This is a genomic window from Patiriisocius sp. Uisw_017 (assembly GCF_047731265.1).
Lineage (GTDB): Bacteria > Bacteroidota > Bacteroidia > Flavobacteriales > Flavobacteriaceae > Patiriisocius.
This window is the reverse complement of the sequence record NZ_CP159835.1, coordinates 2,106,142-2,123,193: the sequence shown is the minus strand read 5'-3', so window position 1 is coordinate 2,123,193 and position 17,052 is coordinate 2,106,142. Positions and strand designations below refer to the sequence as shown.

The following is a 17,052-nucleotide window of genomic DNA, read 5'->3' as shown; positions in this document are numbered from 1 at the left end:
AAATAAATTCGATCCCGAATGTTACTTTGTTTACCGTTTTTCCCTAACCATCGTCAAGGACATGTTTCTTTTTAAATCTGAATTCAGAATTCCAAATTCAGACCTAAATTATACTTTAATCTCTACTTCAACACCACTTGGGAGCTCTAACTTCATTAGCGCATCAATTGTTTTTGAAGAAGAACTATAAATATCCAATAATCTCTTGTAAGATGATAATTGAAATTGCTCTCTACTCTTCTTATTTACGTGCGGTGAACGCAATACGGTAAAGATCTTCTTATGTGTTGGTAATGGGATTGGCCCAGTTACAACAGCCCCCGTTGACTTTACAGTCTTCACGATTTTTTCAGCAGATTTGTCTACTAAATTATGATCGTACGATTTTAATTTAATTCTTATTTTTTGACTCATTGCTGAAATATTATACGTTAGTTCCTCTTGCTGCAGCGACTACTACTTCCGAAATATTAGAAGGTGTTTCTGCATAGTGTGAAAATTCCATTGTTGATGTTGCACGACCTGATGATAATGTTCTTAATGTGGTAACATATCCAAACATTTCAGACAACGGCACTGTTGCTTTTACAGTCTTTGCACCAGCACGGTCTCCCATACTCGTCATTTGACCTCTTCTTCTGTTAAGATCTCCTACGATATCTCCCATATTTTCTTCAGGAGTGATTACCTCAAGTTTCATAATAGGTTCCATTATAACAGCTTTAGCAGCTTTGGCTGAATTTTTAAATCCAAGTTTAGCAGCTAATTCGAAAGATAATTGATCTGAATCCACATCGTGGTAAGACCCGTCTCTTAATGTTACTTTCATAGAATCAACTTCATATCCTGCCAATGGACCATTTACCATAGCCATTTTAAATCCTTTTTCAATAGACGGGATAAATTCTTTAGGTACATTACCACCTTTAATCACAGATTTAAATTGAAGCCCTACTTCACCTTCATCTGCCGGCTCTATTGTAAATACGATATCAGCAAATTTACCACGACCACCAGATTGCTTTTTGTAAACCTCTCTGTGATCTGCAGCTCTTGTAATAGCTTCTTTATATTCAACCTGTGGCTGACCTTGGTTAACCTCTACCTTAAATTCTCTTCTTAAACGATCCACAATTACATCCAAATGCAATTCACCCATTCCAGATATGATAGTCTGTCCTGAGGCCTCGTCTGAACGAACTGTAAATGTAGGATCTTCTTCCGCTAATTTAGCCAAACCAATACCTAATTTATCCACATCCGCCTTCGTTTTAGGCTCCACCGCAATACCAATAACTGGATCAGGGAAGTCCATTGATTCTAAAACAATAGGATGGTCTTGGTCTGACAAAGTATCTCCTGTTTTTATAGACTTAAATCCAACTGCCGCTCCAATGTCTCCAGCCTCGATAAAATCAATTGCATTTTGCTTGTTAGCGTGCATTTGATAAATACGAGAAATACGCTCTTTTTTACCAGAACGATTGTTTAAAACATAAGAACCCGCATCTAAACGTCCAGAATAAGCTCTGAAGAATGCCAAACGCCCCACAAAAGGATCAGTAGCAATTTTAAAAGCTAAAGCCGCGAAAGGCTCGTCTACACTTGGCTTTCTAATTTCTTCTTTGTCAGTATCTGGATTAATTCCTTTGATCCCATCCTTATCCATTGGAGAAGGCAAGTAACGACATACCGCATCTAATAGAAACTGTACTCCTTTATTTTTAAAAGCAGAACCACATATCATAGGAATGATGGCCATATCCATCACAGCAGCCCTAAGTGCAGCATGCACCTCGTCCTCTGTAATAGAGTCTTCATCTTCCATATATTTTTCAAGCAAATTTTCGTCATACGCAGCAACCTCTTCTATAAGAAGGCCACGGTATTTTTTTGCTTCCGCTTTCAATTCTTCTGGAATCGCGATTACATCAAAAGTTGCCCCTTGGGTATCATCATGCCATACAATTGCGCGGTTTTTAATTAAATCTATAATACCTTTAAAATCTTCCTCGTCACCAATGTTTAAAACAATTGGCACCGCATTAGATTTCAACATATCCTTTACCTGTTGACAAACTCCTAAAAAATCAGATCCTTGACGGTCCATTTTATTAACGAAACCAATTCTAGGAACTTTATAATTATCTGCCAATCTCCAGTTAGTTTCAGATTGCGGCTCAACACCATCTACTGCACTAAATAAGAACACCAAACCATCTAATACCCGTAAAGATCTATTTACCTCTACCGTAAAATCTACGTGGCCAGGGGTGTCAATTATATTAAAGTGATAATCTTTTGCATCTGCTGTTGGCTCTGCATTTTCCTTTGGAAAAACCCAGGTACAAGTAGTCGCAGCAGATGTAATAGTGATTCCTCTTTCCTGCTCTTGCTCCATCCAGTCCATCGTTGCAGCACCATCGTGTACCTCCCCAATTTTGTGTGAAACTCCTGTATAATATAGAACACGCTCCGTTGTTGTGGTTTTCCCCGCATCAATATGAGCAGCAATTCCTATATTCCTTGTATATCTTAAATCTCTTGCCATTTTTTAGAATCTGAAATGTGAGAATGCTTTGTTTGCTTCAGCCATTTTGTGCGTATCGGTTTTCTTTTTAACCGCGGCGCCTTCTTCTTTAGCTGCTGCTAAAACCTCCGAGGCTAATTTTTGTGCCATTGACTTTTCATTACGCTTTCTTGCGTATCCTATCAACCACTTCATCGCAGTAGATATTTTGCGATCTGCACGAATTTGCATAGGTATTTGGAAGGTTGCCCCACCTACTCTACGACTGCGCACCTCGACGTGAGGCATTACATTAGACAATGCATCTTTCCAAACCTCAAGGCCCGTTTTTTCTTCGTCTGTTTTTTTCTCCTCTACAATATCAATTGCATCATAGAAAACTTTAAAAGCCACCGACTTCTTTCCATCCCACATCATGTTATTCACAAAACGTGTTACCAACTGGTCATTAAACCTAGGATCTGGCAAAAGCGGTCTTTTTTTAGCTGCTCTTTTTCTCATTTCTGTTGTTGTTAATTTGCGACATAACGAATCATGTCTTTATCAATTTTACTTAGAGTTACACTTACAAACACTTAATTGTAGAAACACCATAAATAGCATCTTTCCAAGAAGAGTTGACAAATCCTTCTCTACTTCTTAGGGCGTTTTGCACCGTACTTAGATCTACGTTGTGTTCTTCCGTCAACACCTGCGGTGTCTAAAGCTCCACGAACAATATGATATCTAACTCCTGGCAAATCCTTCACCCTTCCACCTCTAACCAATACTATCGAGTGCTCTTGTAGATTGTGTCCCTCGCCTCCGATGTATGCGTTAACCTCTTTTCCATTTGTCAAACGTACACGCGCTACTTTACGCATTGCAGAGTTTGGTTTTTTAGGAGTTGTGGTATATACACGCGTACACACTCCGCGACGTTGCGGGCACGAATCCAAGGCAGCCGATTTCGACTTCTTGGTTATTTTGGTCCTTCCTTTTCGTACTAATTGTGAAATAGTTGGCATAAAAATCCTTGTTAAACTTAATTGTTACTAATCTTTCCCTTTTATTAAGGCGTGCAAAAATATAACAAATAATCGATTTAACAAGAGAAGCTAAATTAATTTTATTTATTTTTTATAAAAAACTTTTTCGCCCCTAAAGATTGCTTGATACGTCACGAAGAAAGCTCTGCTTTTAATTTAGAACTAATTAATAAACCTATTAAGATTTTATGTGTGGTTCCTATAGTAAAACTGAATTTCTATCGTTAGGTTTACATGTTATTGTAAATAAAAGATTGAAACAAATTTATTACATATTCTTATCCCTTCATATATTTGCTTGTTTTTTTCAATTATTGAATGCACAAGAATTATTGTTAGAAATTTCTGCCGAAAAAGAAATTTCTGCATCCCTTTTAGACTCGATTCAATTCAACAAAACGCACGAAAATTATCTTTCTATTGAGAGAGAATCAAAAACCCTTTCCTATAAACTTCAGAAGCTAGGTTACCTTTCTAGCAGATTAATTTCAGTAAAAAAAGAAAATGCTTCACTTTATAAAAGCGTGTATTTCTTAGGGGAACAAGTTTCAACAATCAAGATCTATTATTCGGATAGTGAGATCTCAAAAAGTCAAATAGAAAAGGTGATTACAAACACTCAAGACACTTATTTTGAAATACCATTTTCCCGAACGGAAAAAATACTACAGCAATTAAATGCACTCCAAACAAAACAGGGCGATCCGTTTGCAAAACTTAAATTAATAAAATTCAATATAGATGGCTCCAAACTTAGCGCGCAACTATCCACTACATCAGGAAAGAAAAGAATCATTGACAGCATCACCATCAAAGGGTATGAACAATTCCCAAAATCGTTTATAAAATATTATGCGGGAATCAAAAAAGGAGAAACCTTTGAAAAGGAACTTGTTTTAAACCAAAGCGATGCTATCAATAGCCTAGGGTTTGCTATTACCACAAGGCCCCCTGAAGTCCTTTTTAGAAAAAACGCTACCATAGTATACCTATATCTTCAAAAAAGAAACTTTAATACATTTGACGGGATTCTAGGATTTGCCACCAATGAAGAAACCAACAACCTTGAATTTAATGGATACCTCAATCTAGAACTCAATAACAATCTTAACTTTGGAGAAAAATTAATCCTCAACTATAAGGCAGATGGGGATGACCAGCGTAACTTTAGAGTCAAAACCGTTTTACCTTATATAGGAGGAACTCCGTTTGGGGTAGCTTTAGAATTAAAAATTTTTAGAAGAGACAGCACTTTTTCTTCCTCTGAGCAACATATAAAAAGCACCTACCAGTTAAAACCATCAACGACCACATATCTTGGCTACAAAGCAAACTCCTCAAGCAATCTTTTAGACAATCAAACCCTAACGACAACCATACCAGATTTTGAATCTTCCTTTATAACTGGAGGGATTGGCTATCAAGACCTTCAAAGGAGCCTTTTGTTCCCAATAAAGTCTCAAATCAATTTGGAAGCCGAGTTCGGGAATAGAACAACTTCTGACATAAAAGACAACCAGATAAAGTTTACCAACACTATTTCACATATATTCAACCTGAATAACAGGAACTCGGTTTATTTGAAAAATGAAACCTCCATATTATTTAGTGAGCGTTTTTTTACCAACGAATTATATCGATTTGGAGGAATCAACAGCATTCGAGGCTTCAATGAAAACAGCATTGAGGCATCCTTATTCTCCATATTAAATACAGAATATCGATATTTATTAAACACCGAAACTTATATACATTCAATAATCGACATAGGGTATTTTGAAAATGAGGTATTAGAACAAAAAGAGAAATTATACAGCTTTGGTATTGGCCTAGGTCTACAAACTGCTGCAGGATTATTAAAATTCAATATTGCCAATGGAATTATTGACAATCAAGCCTTTAAATTTGCAAACACAAAAATACACCTGAGCTTAACCTCTAGATTTTAAACAAACGCCCATAAAACGCACAAAAACATCTTAAAAAAAACAAAACTTTAAGTTGAATTAGTTGTGTATTTAAGATTTTATTGTGATTTTTGGCATTGGCTAATTCAAATAATTATAAAATGAAAACAAAGTTTAGTGGAATTTTGACGCTATTATTGGCGTTTGTAGTGCAACTAACGTTCGCACAAGAAAAAACAATTACCGGTACGGTCACTGACAATTCAGGACTACCCCTACCTGGTGTTAACATTATCGTAAAAGGTACAACAAATGGTACTCAGTCAGATTTTGATGGAAATTATTCCATCTCTGCGGCTGTAGGACAAACGCTTGTATACAGTTACGTTGGTTTTGACAAGGTAAACAAACCGGTAACTGCTTCTTCAAGCAGGTTTAATGTAACAATGGAAGAAGGAGAAACTCTTGAAACTGTTGTTGTTACTGGATATGGAGGTATAACGAAAGCTCGAAAATCTTTGGGTTATGCTGTTACCACACTTGATGCAGAAGCAATTGAAAATAAACCAGAGAGTGACGTGGTAAGATCACTAAACGGAAAAGTTGCTGGTGTACAAATTGTTGGAAACAGTGGAGCTACCGGTTCTGGAACAAATTTTATCATTCGTGGTAAGAGTTCTATTAACGGTGACAACCAACCATTATTTATTGTAGATGGTGTTCCTTTTGATGGTGGTTCAAACCAACAAGGTGGATTTGCAGGAGGTAATACAGTAACCAGTAGTCGTTTCCTAGATTTAGACCCTAATAACGTTGAAAGTGTAGAAGTACTTAAAGGTTTAAGTGCAGCTGTACTATATGGTCAGCAAGGTAGAAACGGAGTTGTTATTATTACCACTAAGAATGGTAGTAGTAAAGACTTGAATAAGAAATTTGAAGTTTCTGTTTCAAGCACAGTATATACTACTCAAATTAACAACTTAGCAGATTATCAAAATGACTACGGTCAAGGTTCAGACAACAACCCTAATCCTGGATTTGTAGGAAACTGGGGGGGTCGTTTTGACTCCAATCAAATGATTGCTCACCCGTATGCTAATTTAGGAGATATCTTCCCTCAATTTGATGATTTAGATATTCCTTATCAAGCAGCACCTAATAACGTTGAAGATTTCTTTAGAACTGGTTTAGGTCAAGGAATGTCTGTTAATGTTGCTGGATCCCCTGGGGACAATGGTAACACTAGATATAACATAAACTTTGGTTACACGACTGAAGATGGTTTTATTAGAAACAATGGACTTACACGTTACAACCTTGGTTTGGGTGGTTCTACTAAATTATCAAATAAATTTTCATTTGATGGTACTGCTAACTTTAGTAATACTCGTGTAAACACACCTCCTATTGCAGCAAACAATGCAGCATCAGCTTTATCTATTTTTACTCGAACGTTATTTCTTCCAAGAAACTTAGATTTAGGAAACCTTCCTTTTGAAGATCCTAATACAGGAGCAAACATTTATTATAGAGACGATCAAGACAATCCATATTGGTTATTAGAAAACGCTGGTACTGAGCAGAAAACAAACCGTTTCTTTGGTAAATTAGCTGCAAATTTTGCTATTTCTGATGACATCACAGTATCTTACAGATTTGGACTTGATACATATACTGAATTTCAAGAATTTCGAGCTGGAAAAGGCGGAACGACAACTCCTTATGATTTAGGATATTTAAGAACTACAGAAGGGACAAATTTTATTTACGATCATAACTTAAACTTTAGCTTCAATAATATTGAGCTTGCTGACAAATTTAGTATGACGACTCAATTGGGTTTTAATGCACGTCGGGATACGTATGATCAATTTGGTATTACCAGTACAGATCAAATTGTTGCTGGTTTCTTTAACCACAACAACTTCTTAACAACAACTAATCAAGATCCAGTAGCAGGCCAATTAAACCGTCGATCAGAACGCAATATAATGGGAGCATATGGTGAATTTGCTTTTGATTATGATGGTTTTATGTTCTTAACAGTTTCTGGTCGTAACGATTGGGCTTCTACTTTAGAACAAGAGAATAGATCATTATTCTACCCAGGAGTATCGCTCGCATTTGTTCCTACTTCAATTGATGGTATAGGTAGCGCAGAAGGACTTGGTTTCTTAAAATTAAGAGCAGGTTTTGGTACCTCTGCAAGATTTCCAATACCGTATCAAACAAGAGCAGTCCTTTCTACGGACCCTGCTAATGTGATTAACCCAGTAGGGAATGTTACTACAAATTCATTACCAGCAACACAACCTAATCTTGACTTGCAACCAGAACTTCAAAGAGAATTTGAACTTGGTTTAGAAGCAGAAATGTTTAATAGACGTATAACTTTAGATGCAACGGTGTACAGACGTATTATTGAAGATCAAATCGTTCGTCGTCCTTTAGCGCCATCTACTGGTTTTACTTTTATTCAGGATAATATCGCAGAGAGCCAGATACAAGGTGTAGAAATTGGTTTAAACTTTACTTTATTAAAGAGTGAAAACTTTACTTGGGATGTAAGAAATAACTTTACAGCGTTTGAAAACCAAGTAAATGACCTTGGAGCTGTAGAAGCCTTTGCATTTGCAGGTTTCTCAAACTTAGGAAACTTTGCATCTGAAGGAGAAGCTTTAGGGGTAATAAAAGGTGGTTATGCTGCAAGATTTGATCCAGCAAATGTTAGTACTGAAAATCCTTTTGGAATTGGTGTAGGAGGGACATTACTTATCAACCCAACCAATGGTAAAATAATTAATAGTGAAGCAGATTTAGCTTTACCTATTGAAACCGTTGGAGATCCAAATCCAGATTGGAACATAGCGACAATTCACACGTTAACGTATAAGCAGGTTTCATTTTCTGCCCAAGTTGAATACACACACGGTGGAGATATTTATTCTCAAACTGCGTCTCAATATTTTCGCCGTGGTGTAACCACCGTGAATGTTGACAACCGTGAAGGTTCTTATGTTATTCCTGGGATTTTAGCGAATCCAAATACAGGACAAGCATTATTGGATGGTAATGGTGATTTTATTGAGAATAACATTCAAATTGGCGCAAATGATGTTTACTTTATCAATATAGTTGACCCAACGGGACAAGGAATATACGACGCTTCTCACTTACGTTTAAGAGAAGCATCTTTTACCTACGCCTTATCTGAAAAAATGTTAGATAGAACCCCGTTTGGAAACGTATCATTTTCTCTTTCAGGTCAAAACCTTTATGTAAGAGCATTTAATATTCCTGCCGCATTTAACATTGATCCAGAAGCATTAAGTACTGGTACTGGTAATGGTCAAGGACTTGAATTTCAAACAGGACCAACAACTAGACGTTACTCATTTAGCGTAAAAGCAACATTCTAAAAAAAGTGTAATAACAAGGTGGTAATTTTAATTCCACCTTGTTATACTCATATACACCATAAAAATTAAAACTAGTATTATGAAAAATATTTTTAAAATATCACTACTTTCAGTAATGTTTGTTTTTTTCACTAATTGTGAAGTAACAGAACTGGATTTATTAGAAGACCCCAATAACATTAACATAGAGTCTGCAGATCCAAACTTTATTTTAAACAATGTTGAGTTAACATTCTCGGAGATAATGAATGGACTTAGTGGTCCTTCTATGGCAATTACAAGAATGACAAATATGTTTGGAACTTATAACCAAGCTGTTGATGAAAACACATTCGCTTTTGAGTGGCCTGCTGCTTATGGTATGTTTGTCGATGTGGACTTATTAGAGCAAATTAATGAAAATGATCCTGTTGGAATTCCTTATCACGTTGGTGTTGCTAGGATTCTAGAAGCATATACGTATATGACGTTAGTAGATTACTTGGGTGATGTTCCATTTTCACAAGCTACTAATGGATCAGAATTTCCTACCCCAATGACCGATGATGGTGCTGTTATATATGCTGCGCAAATTGATTTGATAGATTCTGCAATTGCTTTATTAAATCAGGAAACCAACGTACAACCTCTATTTGAGCTTTACTTTGATAATGAATTTTCAAAAGACAATTGGATTGCCCTAGCCAATACTTTAAAGTTAAGAGCATATCTTAACACTGGAAATGCTGCAGGGATTGCTTCTTTAGCAGGTGAAAATATTATAGATACTCTTGAAGAAGATTTTCAATATAATTATGGAACTTTTGCAGTAGCTCCAGAATCGAGACATCCATTTTATGTAAATAATTATTTAGCCGCTGCTGGTACATATATGAGCAATCAATATTACGATTTTTTAAATGCTGGTAATGGAGATGCTCCTTTTGAAGAAACTGGCATTGCAGATCCTCGATTAAGATATTATGTATATCGTCAAAGAGTTGGTGAACCGTCAGGTTCAAACTTACCTTGTACTGATAATCCAGCTTATGATTATTGCTACGTAGGTAATGGGTACTGGGGAAGAGATCATGCAGATGACGAAGGTATTCCTAATGATGGTGCTAGAAGAACAACGTATGGTGTTTATCCAGCTGGAGGCGCTTTTGATAGAGATGAATTTGTTAGAGCTAGAGATGTTACAAATACTTTAGACGGTGCTGGGATATTCCCAATTTACACTTCATCTTTTACGCATTTTGCATTAGCAGAAGCTGCTTTAACCATAAATACTGGCGGAGATGCTGCTGGTTTATTAGAGCAAGGTATTCGCTTAAGTATGACTAAAGTAACTACTTTTGGCGATGCTGAAACATCTTTAGATGGTACTGATTTTGCTGCTACTTCATCAGATATAGAGGCTTATGTTACAAGAGTTACTACTGAATACAGTGCAGCAGGATCGGCAGATAAATTAGCGATTGTTGCTAGAGAGTGGTTCTTAGCGTCATTTGGTAATGGTGTTGAACCTTATAATCTTTATAAGAGAACTGCACTTCCAAATTTACAAGCACCTATTTTCCCTGCAGCTACCTTCCCAAGGTCTTTCAGATTTCCTACGGATGAAATAACGGCAAATCCAAATATAACTCAAAACAGTAATACTGATCGTGTATTTTGGGATACTAATCCTGCAGATCTTGACTAATAATCATATTTTAAAAACATCACATTATGAAAAATATAAATAAAATACTTTCTCTTGCATTTGTTGCGGCTATTACTGCTTTTACATTTACAAGTTGCGAAGACGAAGATAAATTCCGTATTCCTGCTTTAGGAAATGGTGGTTTCATTAAATTTGTGAGCTTGCCTGAATTTGATGCTGGAGCGGAAGCGACTAGTGCTAACTTTGTTGCAACCGTAGAAGACCCTAATCAAAATGCAGCTAATTTTGCACTCACTGTAATAGGAGATTTCACAGGCGCACCTGCTGACACACTAGTATTTAAATCTACTACAACATTCCCTTTTGATGTAAGTTTTACTGGGGCAGATATGGCTAGCTTATTTGAGGTACCCATTTCTACTTTTGAAGAAGGAGATAGCTTCGAGTTTTTAGGTACTGTAACAACTACTGATGGACGTGTTTATGATATCTCAAGACCGGGCGGTGAATTTCCAAGTGATCCAGAGGATCCAGATTATGTTCCTGGAACATATAATGGGGGTCTTACAGACGGTGTATTATTAGATGCACCTGGACTATTGTCTGCACTTAACTATGAAGTTACTTTTGACGATGCCGAAGAATAAAATTATTTTTATATAAAATGTAAGCAAACCATCCACTAGTGTGGATGGTTTCTTATTTTTACACTATGAATAAAGAAACATTAGTATTTGGTATCTACCCTGTAGCTGAGGCTATCAAGGCAAAAAACACTATTGATAAAGTATATCTTCAAAAAGGAGCTAGCAACCCTAAATTAGAGCACATTGTAAAGGACTTAGAGGATACAAATACGACCATAAACTATGTCCCAATTGAGAAACTCGACAAACTTTGTCGCAGTAATCATCAAGGTATTGTAGCTATCATATCCCCTATTAGTTTTGTCTCTCTTGAGGATATTGTGGAATCAGCTCTATCAAACGATAAAACACCTCTATTTCTTGTTCTTGATCAAATTAGTGATGTTAGAAACTTTGGAGCCATCCTAAGAACTGCAGAATGTACTGGCGTGAGTGCGGTAATCATTCAGAAAAAAGGAGGCGCACCCATTAGTGGTGATACCGTTAAAACATCAGCAGGAGCAATATTTAACATTCCCATTTGTAAAGTAGATCATATCAAAGATGCAATCTATTACCTACAAGCAAGTGGAATCAAAACTGTTGCTGCAACCGAAAAAACAGAACAAACTATATACGATATAAATTTTAAGCAATCTACCGCCATAATAATGGGTTCAGAAGGAACAGGAGTTTCCAAATCGGTTTTAAATATTGTTGACGATAAAGCATCTCTACCGCTATTAGGGAAAATTAATTCATTAAACGTATCGGTCGCTTGTGGTGCATTTTTATATGAAGTAATAAGACAACGATTAATCTAAATCAATATCACCCTTCGGTTTATATCTATAATGAATGGTGCCTTCTTCTAGTAATGTCGTACTTAGTTGCTCTTTACCTGGGGTAACTTTATTTATTTCCTCTTTGGGACTTTCTATGAAGTTACCATTTTCATCAAACTGCATCATAAACGGATCTTTTGCTGGATCATAATCCTCTTGTTCCCATTCATATTTTTTAGAGACCACATCTTTGTTCTTAAATATGAGCGCAAAGACCACTCCTACCGTGAAACCAGCTAAATGTCCTTCCCAAGAAATAGAAGGATTTATAGGAAAAACATACCATAACAGACTTCCATATATAAAAACAACAGCAAAAGATAAGGCTACAAGTTGGTATTGTTTAGAAAACAAACCCTTAAAAAAAAGGAACGAAGCTAATAAGTATATAATACCACTCGCTCCTATATGATTTGAAGGCCTGCCTATCAACCAAGTTATAAGACCCACGGCGATGATGCCCAAAATAAGAATCTTCCATCTTATGGATCGATAAAAATAAAAAAGCCCTGCACTCAATACAAATAAAGGGATTGAATTGTTAAATAGATGCTGAAGATTTCCGTGGATAAATGGAGAAAAGAATATACCTCGAAGGCCTACTATCCTTTCCGGTCGAATACCATATACATTAAAATCTAAATTAAAACGAATTTCAATCCAGAAAACAACCCAAAGGATAAAGACAAACAAAAGTGGATATAATAAAACATCCTCCGAAAAATATAATTTTTTTGAGCTAGTCATAGCACTCAAGTATCAAAAAACAAACCTATTTTTATAAAATGATAAATTGGCAGTTTGTTTAAAGATAAAACTATTTTAAATCAATGAGTACTCCCTTAGCAGAGCGCATACGTCCCTTAACATTAGAAGACTACCTAAGCCAGCAGCATTTAATAGGTAATAATGGCGCACTTACGCAGCAGATAAAAAGCGGTGTTTTTTCTTCCATGATTTTTTGGGGACCACCAGGTACTGGAAAAACTACTCTAGCGACGATAATAGCCTCTCAATCTGAGCGGCCATTTTATCAATTAAGCGCTATAGACAGTGGTGTTGCCGCAATAAGAGCAGTTATTGAAAAAGCAAAGCAAGCAGACACCCTATTTACTTCTAAAAACCCCATTTTATTTATTGATGAGATTCATAGATTTAGTAAATCACAGCAAGATTCTTTATTAGGCGCGGTAGAAAAAGGCCTTGTAACCCTTATAGGTGCAACTACTGAGAATCCTAGTTTCGAAGTAATTCCTGCCCTTTTATCCCGCTGTCAGGTCTATATTTTGAAATCTTTTACTAGAAAAGACCTTGGAGATTTATTAATACGTGCTATTGAGAAAGATGCCATACTAAAGCAATATAACATCAATATCAAAGAAGACGAAGCCTTGATAAGACTTTCTGGCGGTGATGCAAGAAAATTATTGAATATGCTAGAGCTTGTTGTGCTTTCAGATGTGCAAAAAAACACTTCTAATGAACGAACAACTGTAACAGTAACTAATGCCATGGTTTTAAATAAAGTACAAAAGAACACTGTTCTTTACGATAAAACTGGTGAACAACATTATGATATTATTTCAGCATTTATAAAATCTATTCGCGGCAGCGACCCAAATGCGGCTGTATATTGGCTCGCACGAATGATCGAAGGTGGTGAAGATGTAAAGTTTATAGCACGCCGACTTTTAATCTTAGCATCAGAAGATATTGGCAATGCCAACCCTAATGCTTTATTATTAGCAACGAGCACTTTCCAGGCCGTTACTTCAATTGGATATCCGGAAGCAAGAATCATCTTAAGCCAATGTGTAATTTACCTAGCAACTTCGGCAAAAAGTAATGCCAGCTACAAAGCTATTAATACCGCGCAACAATTAGTAAAACAAACAGGTGATCTTTCGGTACCGCTTTCTATTAGAAATGCACCTACAAAATTAATGAAAGAGCTAGGGTATGGCAAAAACTATGAATATGCCCACGATTATGAGAACAACTTTGTCCCTCATGAATTTTTACCAGAAGAAATAAAAGGAACCGTTTTTTATACCCCTGGAGACAATCCAAAAGAAAACCACTTGAGAAATTATTTAAAGAAACTCTGGAAGGATAGGTATGATTACTAATTCTTGAAAGTATAGATTTTAAGTAGTTCCCCAGACCCTATCACTAAATTCTTATCTGAAGTAAAAGTTGCCTTTGTAGCATCAGATTTTGAAGTAAAAATATATTTTTCGTTTTCCAGTCTAATTTCGCCTATGGTAGTAAAATCATCATCATTCTCTGATAAAAGAGTGTACCCTACTTCTGTTTTTTTCAACAAATATGACAAGCCCCTATATTCGTAGTTACTATATTTCGATTGTGGACTATAATTCTCAGCCAATAGACTAGAGGCTTCAGTATTTAGATTTTTTTTAATTTTCCAGCCATCAGCGTCCTCTGTTGGAGAACCTTTCATTTTATCAATAGCTTCAGGTGTTGGCCTCACTTCTATAGCTGACTGTTGTACTTTTAAATCCTCTATACTAGCAAAAGCCTTTCTTAGTGCATCTTGATATGCTTTTCTAAATTCTTTAAACTTACTCCTTCCTTCCTCAGAGCGGTACACTTCTTCTCCTTTACAATCTTTAAGTACTATCACCATTCTTGTGAAGGTAAAACCACTTTTAAACTCAACATCAGACCTTAAACCATCGCAGTTACGAACGTCTGGAAGTTCATTTTGATAGTATGCGTTGAATCCATTTTTTTCAAAAAGATATTTCGTTAAAGAATTCAATTGAAATTTATCTTTCTCTGTTAAAAAAGTGTAATCTTCTGGAACTACCACGTAGCTATATTTATCCAAAGCCGTCTGCCCAAATACCACTGATTGTAGCATTATCACCAAAATAAAATAGAATAACTTATGTTTCATTTTTCGTCTGCTAGTATTGTAAATCCTAGCTGTAAAGATACACCTTTTGCTTTTGCAAGATTTGTATAATATAGGAGATTATCTGCAGCAATAAAGAAATTTACATTGCCCATATTTGCAGAAATCCCTAAACCTATGTTTGTGGCCGAATAAGAATCTACAGTATATGTGGTTTTAGCCGAAAGCCAATTTCGAAAATACCTCCTATAGTATATGGTGCCTGCCATTTGAAGCCCTTTAGGTCTAAAAATAGCATAATATTGAGCCCCTACTTGAGATTGAGCTAAAGACCTCTTACCGCTGGACAAACAATCACATTCGTTTTTTGAGCCAACTCTTTGCCCAAAATCATAATGCAATCCAGCGTTAATTTTTGCTGGACGCCATTGTGTATAAGCTCCGTATAAAGTATCAAAAGGAATTTCCCTCGCTACCTCATCTTCAAGATCGTCATAATAAGGAAATGTAGCCTCTCCATTTTCAACCTCTGGGAAGAGTAATTCAATCCCATCCAGTGTATAATCACCACTAGCCCGATACGTTTCGGTATTTTTAGCATGAAAAACAGCACCAAGATCAAGTGCTGAAACCGTTGCGGTAAGTTGCTGGTTAAATTCGTAAGTAGCTCCTAAATCAACTCCTACCCCAACGTTTCCTCCAAAAAAAGCACCTCCTAACACCCTTTTACCAACACCTCCCACACCATCGGCATCACGCAATTGTGCATATCCTGATGTGTTTATAGCTACATTAAGATCTGAAACAGTATGCTCATAAATATTTGGGGTTCCTTCAGTTTGTGTCGTAGTGAATGTTCCTGAATTATTAGTACTTGTAACATTAAGAATCGAGGAATATAATTTTAGTCGTACACCAACCGTTAATTTTTCCATAACTTGTTTATTTATGCCTGCGTGGTATACAGTCAATAAGTCACTGCGAAAACTAATGTCATCAAAATTAAAAGGATAGCCTATATAATCTCTATTTCCTTCCCAAGCTAAAATTGCAAAATCCTTTGGGAAATAAGCTATAAAATCTAATTCTTGATAAATTCCTACTGACAAGTAACTATCATTTTTGGTTCTCCAACCAAGGCTTAATAGTTCTAATTGTTGCGTGGCAGTGAAAAAATCACGGTCGCTTAATTCAAAAATTTGCTGTTCTATTTTAGTATTAATATCAATACCATCAGCAGCAAAAATATCGAATGCACTCACGCCAGAAGCCCCTGCATTAAGATGAACTTGAGATAACAATGGGACACCATAATGGTATTTGTGGCTTACCAAACTACCAGGATTTAACATGAGTGTTTGAGGTGTTGCCTCCCAGTTATAAAGCAATTGCTTATTCTGGGAATATCCTATTGATAGTCCTAAGATTATGTAAAAAAGAAACGCTTTTTTCATAGTAATCGTTATTCATCAATTTCTACAAAATAACTCGTTTTAGAACGCAAATCCAGTGTGCCGTTTAAGTTTTGATCTGAAGAATGTATGGTGACACTAACCACCACTTTATTAGATGTCATCAATTGTTCAAGTTCCAAATCTTCAATATTATCCATAAAAATTGTTTGAATTGGAGACCCAGTACTCCCTGATTCTATCTCAGTATTTGTCGTGTATGTAGGTACATTACCTTCGTTTAAAAACTGGAAATCAACATTAAAAGTTCGTGGTATTGTGTTCGTAAATTCGAAGTAAAATGCTACTCTTTTTAAAAGCTCTTGTATGTCTGTATCATCTAAAAAATCAACAACCGTTGTGTCTCGCACTTTGAGTATAGGATTGTTCGCTATTCCATCATAAAACCTAGAAGCATCTAGGTTAAAATAAATTAAATTAAGCTCCACTTCTGGAGTTAATAAAAAATCATCGGTTTGTTCAAAATCGGTATTCTTTACACACGAAGATAAAATCAACAATAGAAGTATTAGATAATACTGTTTAATTTGAGAAAATAACATACTCGGGGATTATACTATACTAACGCTCACAGTCTATTTTTTAGTATTTTAAAAGACACTTTTAATCCCAATCGGTCTATCAATTTAATGGTATCAATAACTTGTATTATTCTTAAAAAAGGCCTTAGTTAAAGACTATATGTTAAAATAAGCA

14 protein-coding genes are annotated in these 17,052 nt (G+C 35.9%); 6 read left to right on the top strand and 8 right to left on the bottom strand.

Translation table 11 applies throughout. The annotated features are described in order from the left end of the window. Positions 1-108 precede the first annotated feature (108 nt). The 4 genes from rpsJ to rpsL form a co-directional block, all read right to left on the bottom strand. Entirely contained in the window at positions 109-414 is a 306-nt protein-coding gene (gene rpsJ, locus ABXT67_RS09665) for a 30S ribosomal protein S10 (RefSeq protein ID WP_010181931.1), read from the bottom strand. 10 nt (positions 415-424) lie between these two features. Next, entirely contained in the window at positions 425-2,551 is a 2,127-nt protein-coding gene (gene fusA / locus ABXT67_RS09660; RefSeq protein ID WP_415373808.1) for an elongation factor G, read from the bottom strand. A gap of 3 nt (positions 2,552-2,554) precedes the next feature. Next, positions 2,555-3,031, bottom strand: a complete 477-nt coding sequence (gene rpsG / locus ABXT67_RS09655) for a 30S ribosomal protein S7 (RefSeq protein WP_415373807.1) — start codon at positions 3,029-3,031, stop codon at positions 2,555-2,557. 131 nt (positions 3,032-3,162) lie between these two features. After that, the gene (gene rpsL / locus ABXT67_RS09650; protein WP_151675177.1) at positions 3,163-3,537 is read right to left on the bottom strand and encodes a 30S ribosomal protein S12; all 375 of its coding nucleotides are present in this window, start codon (positions 3,535-3,537) and stop codon (positions 3,163-3,165) included. Positions 3,538-3,812: 275 nt separating this feature from the next. Between rpsL and ABXT67_RS09645 the strand changes: the two genes are divergently transcribed. From ABXT67_RS09645 to rlmB, 5 genes are all read left to right on the top strand, one after another. Continuing rightward, the gene (locus ABXT67_RS09645; protein WP_415373806.1) at positions 3,813-5,507 is read left to right on the top strand and encodes a hypothetical protein; all 1,695 of its coding nucleotides are present in this window, start codon (positions 3,813-3,815) and stop codon (positions 5,505-5,507) included. A gap of 119 nt (positions 5,508-5,626) precedes the next feature. Then, entirely contained in the window at positions 5,627-8,884 is a 3,258-nt protein-coding gene (locus tag ABXT67_RS09640; protein WP_415373805.1) for a SusC/RagA family TonB-linked outer membrane protein, read from the top strand. 79 nt (positions 8,885-8,963) lie between these two features. Next, the gene (locus tag ABXT67_RS09635) at positions 8,964-10,571 is read left to right on the top strand and encodes a SusD/RagB family nutrient-binding outer membrane lipoprotein (protein ID WP_415373804.1); all 1,608 of its coding nucleotides are present in this window, start codon (positions 8,964-8,966) and stop codon (positions 10,569-10,571) included. 26 nt (positions 10,572-10,597) lie between these two features. Next, the gene (locus ABXT67_RS09630) at positions 10,598-11,179 is read left to right on the top strand and encodes a hypothetical protein (protein WP_415373803.1); all 582 of its coding nucleotides are present in this window, start codon (positions 10,598-10,600) and stop codon (positions 11,177-11,179) included. Between the two features lie 65 nt (positions 11,180-11,244). Then, positions 11,245-11,982: a 23S rRNA (guanosine(2251)-2'-O)-methyltransferase RlmB gene (gene rlmB / locus ABXT67_RS09625; protein ID WP_415373802.1), complete on the top strand. Its 738-nt coding sequence runs from the start codon at positions 11,245-11,247 to the stop codon at positions 11,980-11,982. Here rlmB and ABXT67_RS09620 read toward each other — a convergent pair. Beyond that, on the bottom strand, positions 11,974-12,750 hold the full coding sequence (locus ABXT67_RS09620) for a rhomboid family intramembrane serine protease (RefSeq protein ID WP_415373801.1): 777 nt from the start codon (positions 12,748-12,750) through the stop codon (positions 11,974-11,976). The two genes, rlmB and ABXT67_RS09620, sit on opposite strands and share 9 nt — an antisense overlap. 83 nt (positions 12,751-12,833) lie before the next feature. Here ABXT67_RS09620 and ABXT67_RS09615 point away from each other — a divergent pair, with 83 nt between their 5' ends. Further along, a complete protein-coding gene (locus tag ABXT67_RS09615) occupies positions 12,834-14,132 on the top strand; it encodes a replication-associated recombination protein A (protein WP_415373800.1) in 1,299 nt (432 codons plus the stop codon). Here ABXT67_RS09615 and ABXT67_RS09610 read toward each other — a convergent pair. Genes ABXT67_RS09610 through ABXT67_RS09600 form a run of 3 tightly spaced genes read right to left on the bottom strand, consistent with a single transcriptional unit; the run spans position 14,129 to position 16,898 of the window. Next, a complete protein-coding gene (locus ABXT67_RS09610; RefSeq protein WP_415373799.1) occupies positions 14,129-14,926 on the bottom strand; it encodes a hypothetical protein in 798 nt (265 codons plus the stop codon). The two genes, ABXT67_RS09615 and ABXT67_RS09610, sit on opposite strands and share 4 nt — an antisense overlap. Continuing rightward, positions 14,923-16,338, bottom strand: coding sequence for a DUF5723 family protein (locus tag ABXT67_RS09605; RefSeq protein ID WP_415373798.1), 1,416 nt, complete (start codon positions 16,336-16,338; stop codon positions 14,923-14,925). The genes ABXT67_RS09610 and ABXT67_RS09605 overlap by 4 nt, the downstream gene beginning before the upstream one ends. Before the next feature lie 8 nt (positions 16,339-16,346). After that, on the bottom strand, positions 16,347-16,898 hold the full coding sequence (locus ABXT67_RS09600) for a hypothetical protein (RefSeq protein ID WP_415373797.1): 552 nt from the start codon (positions 16,896-16,898) through the stop codon (positions 16,347-16,349). Between the last annotated feature and the right edge of the window lie 154 nt (positions 16,899-17,052).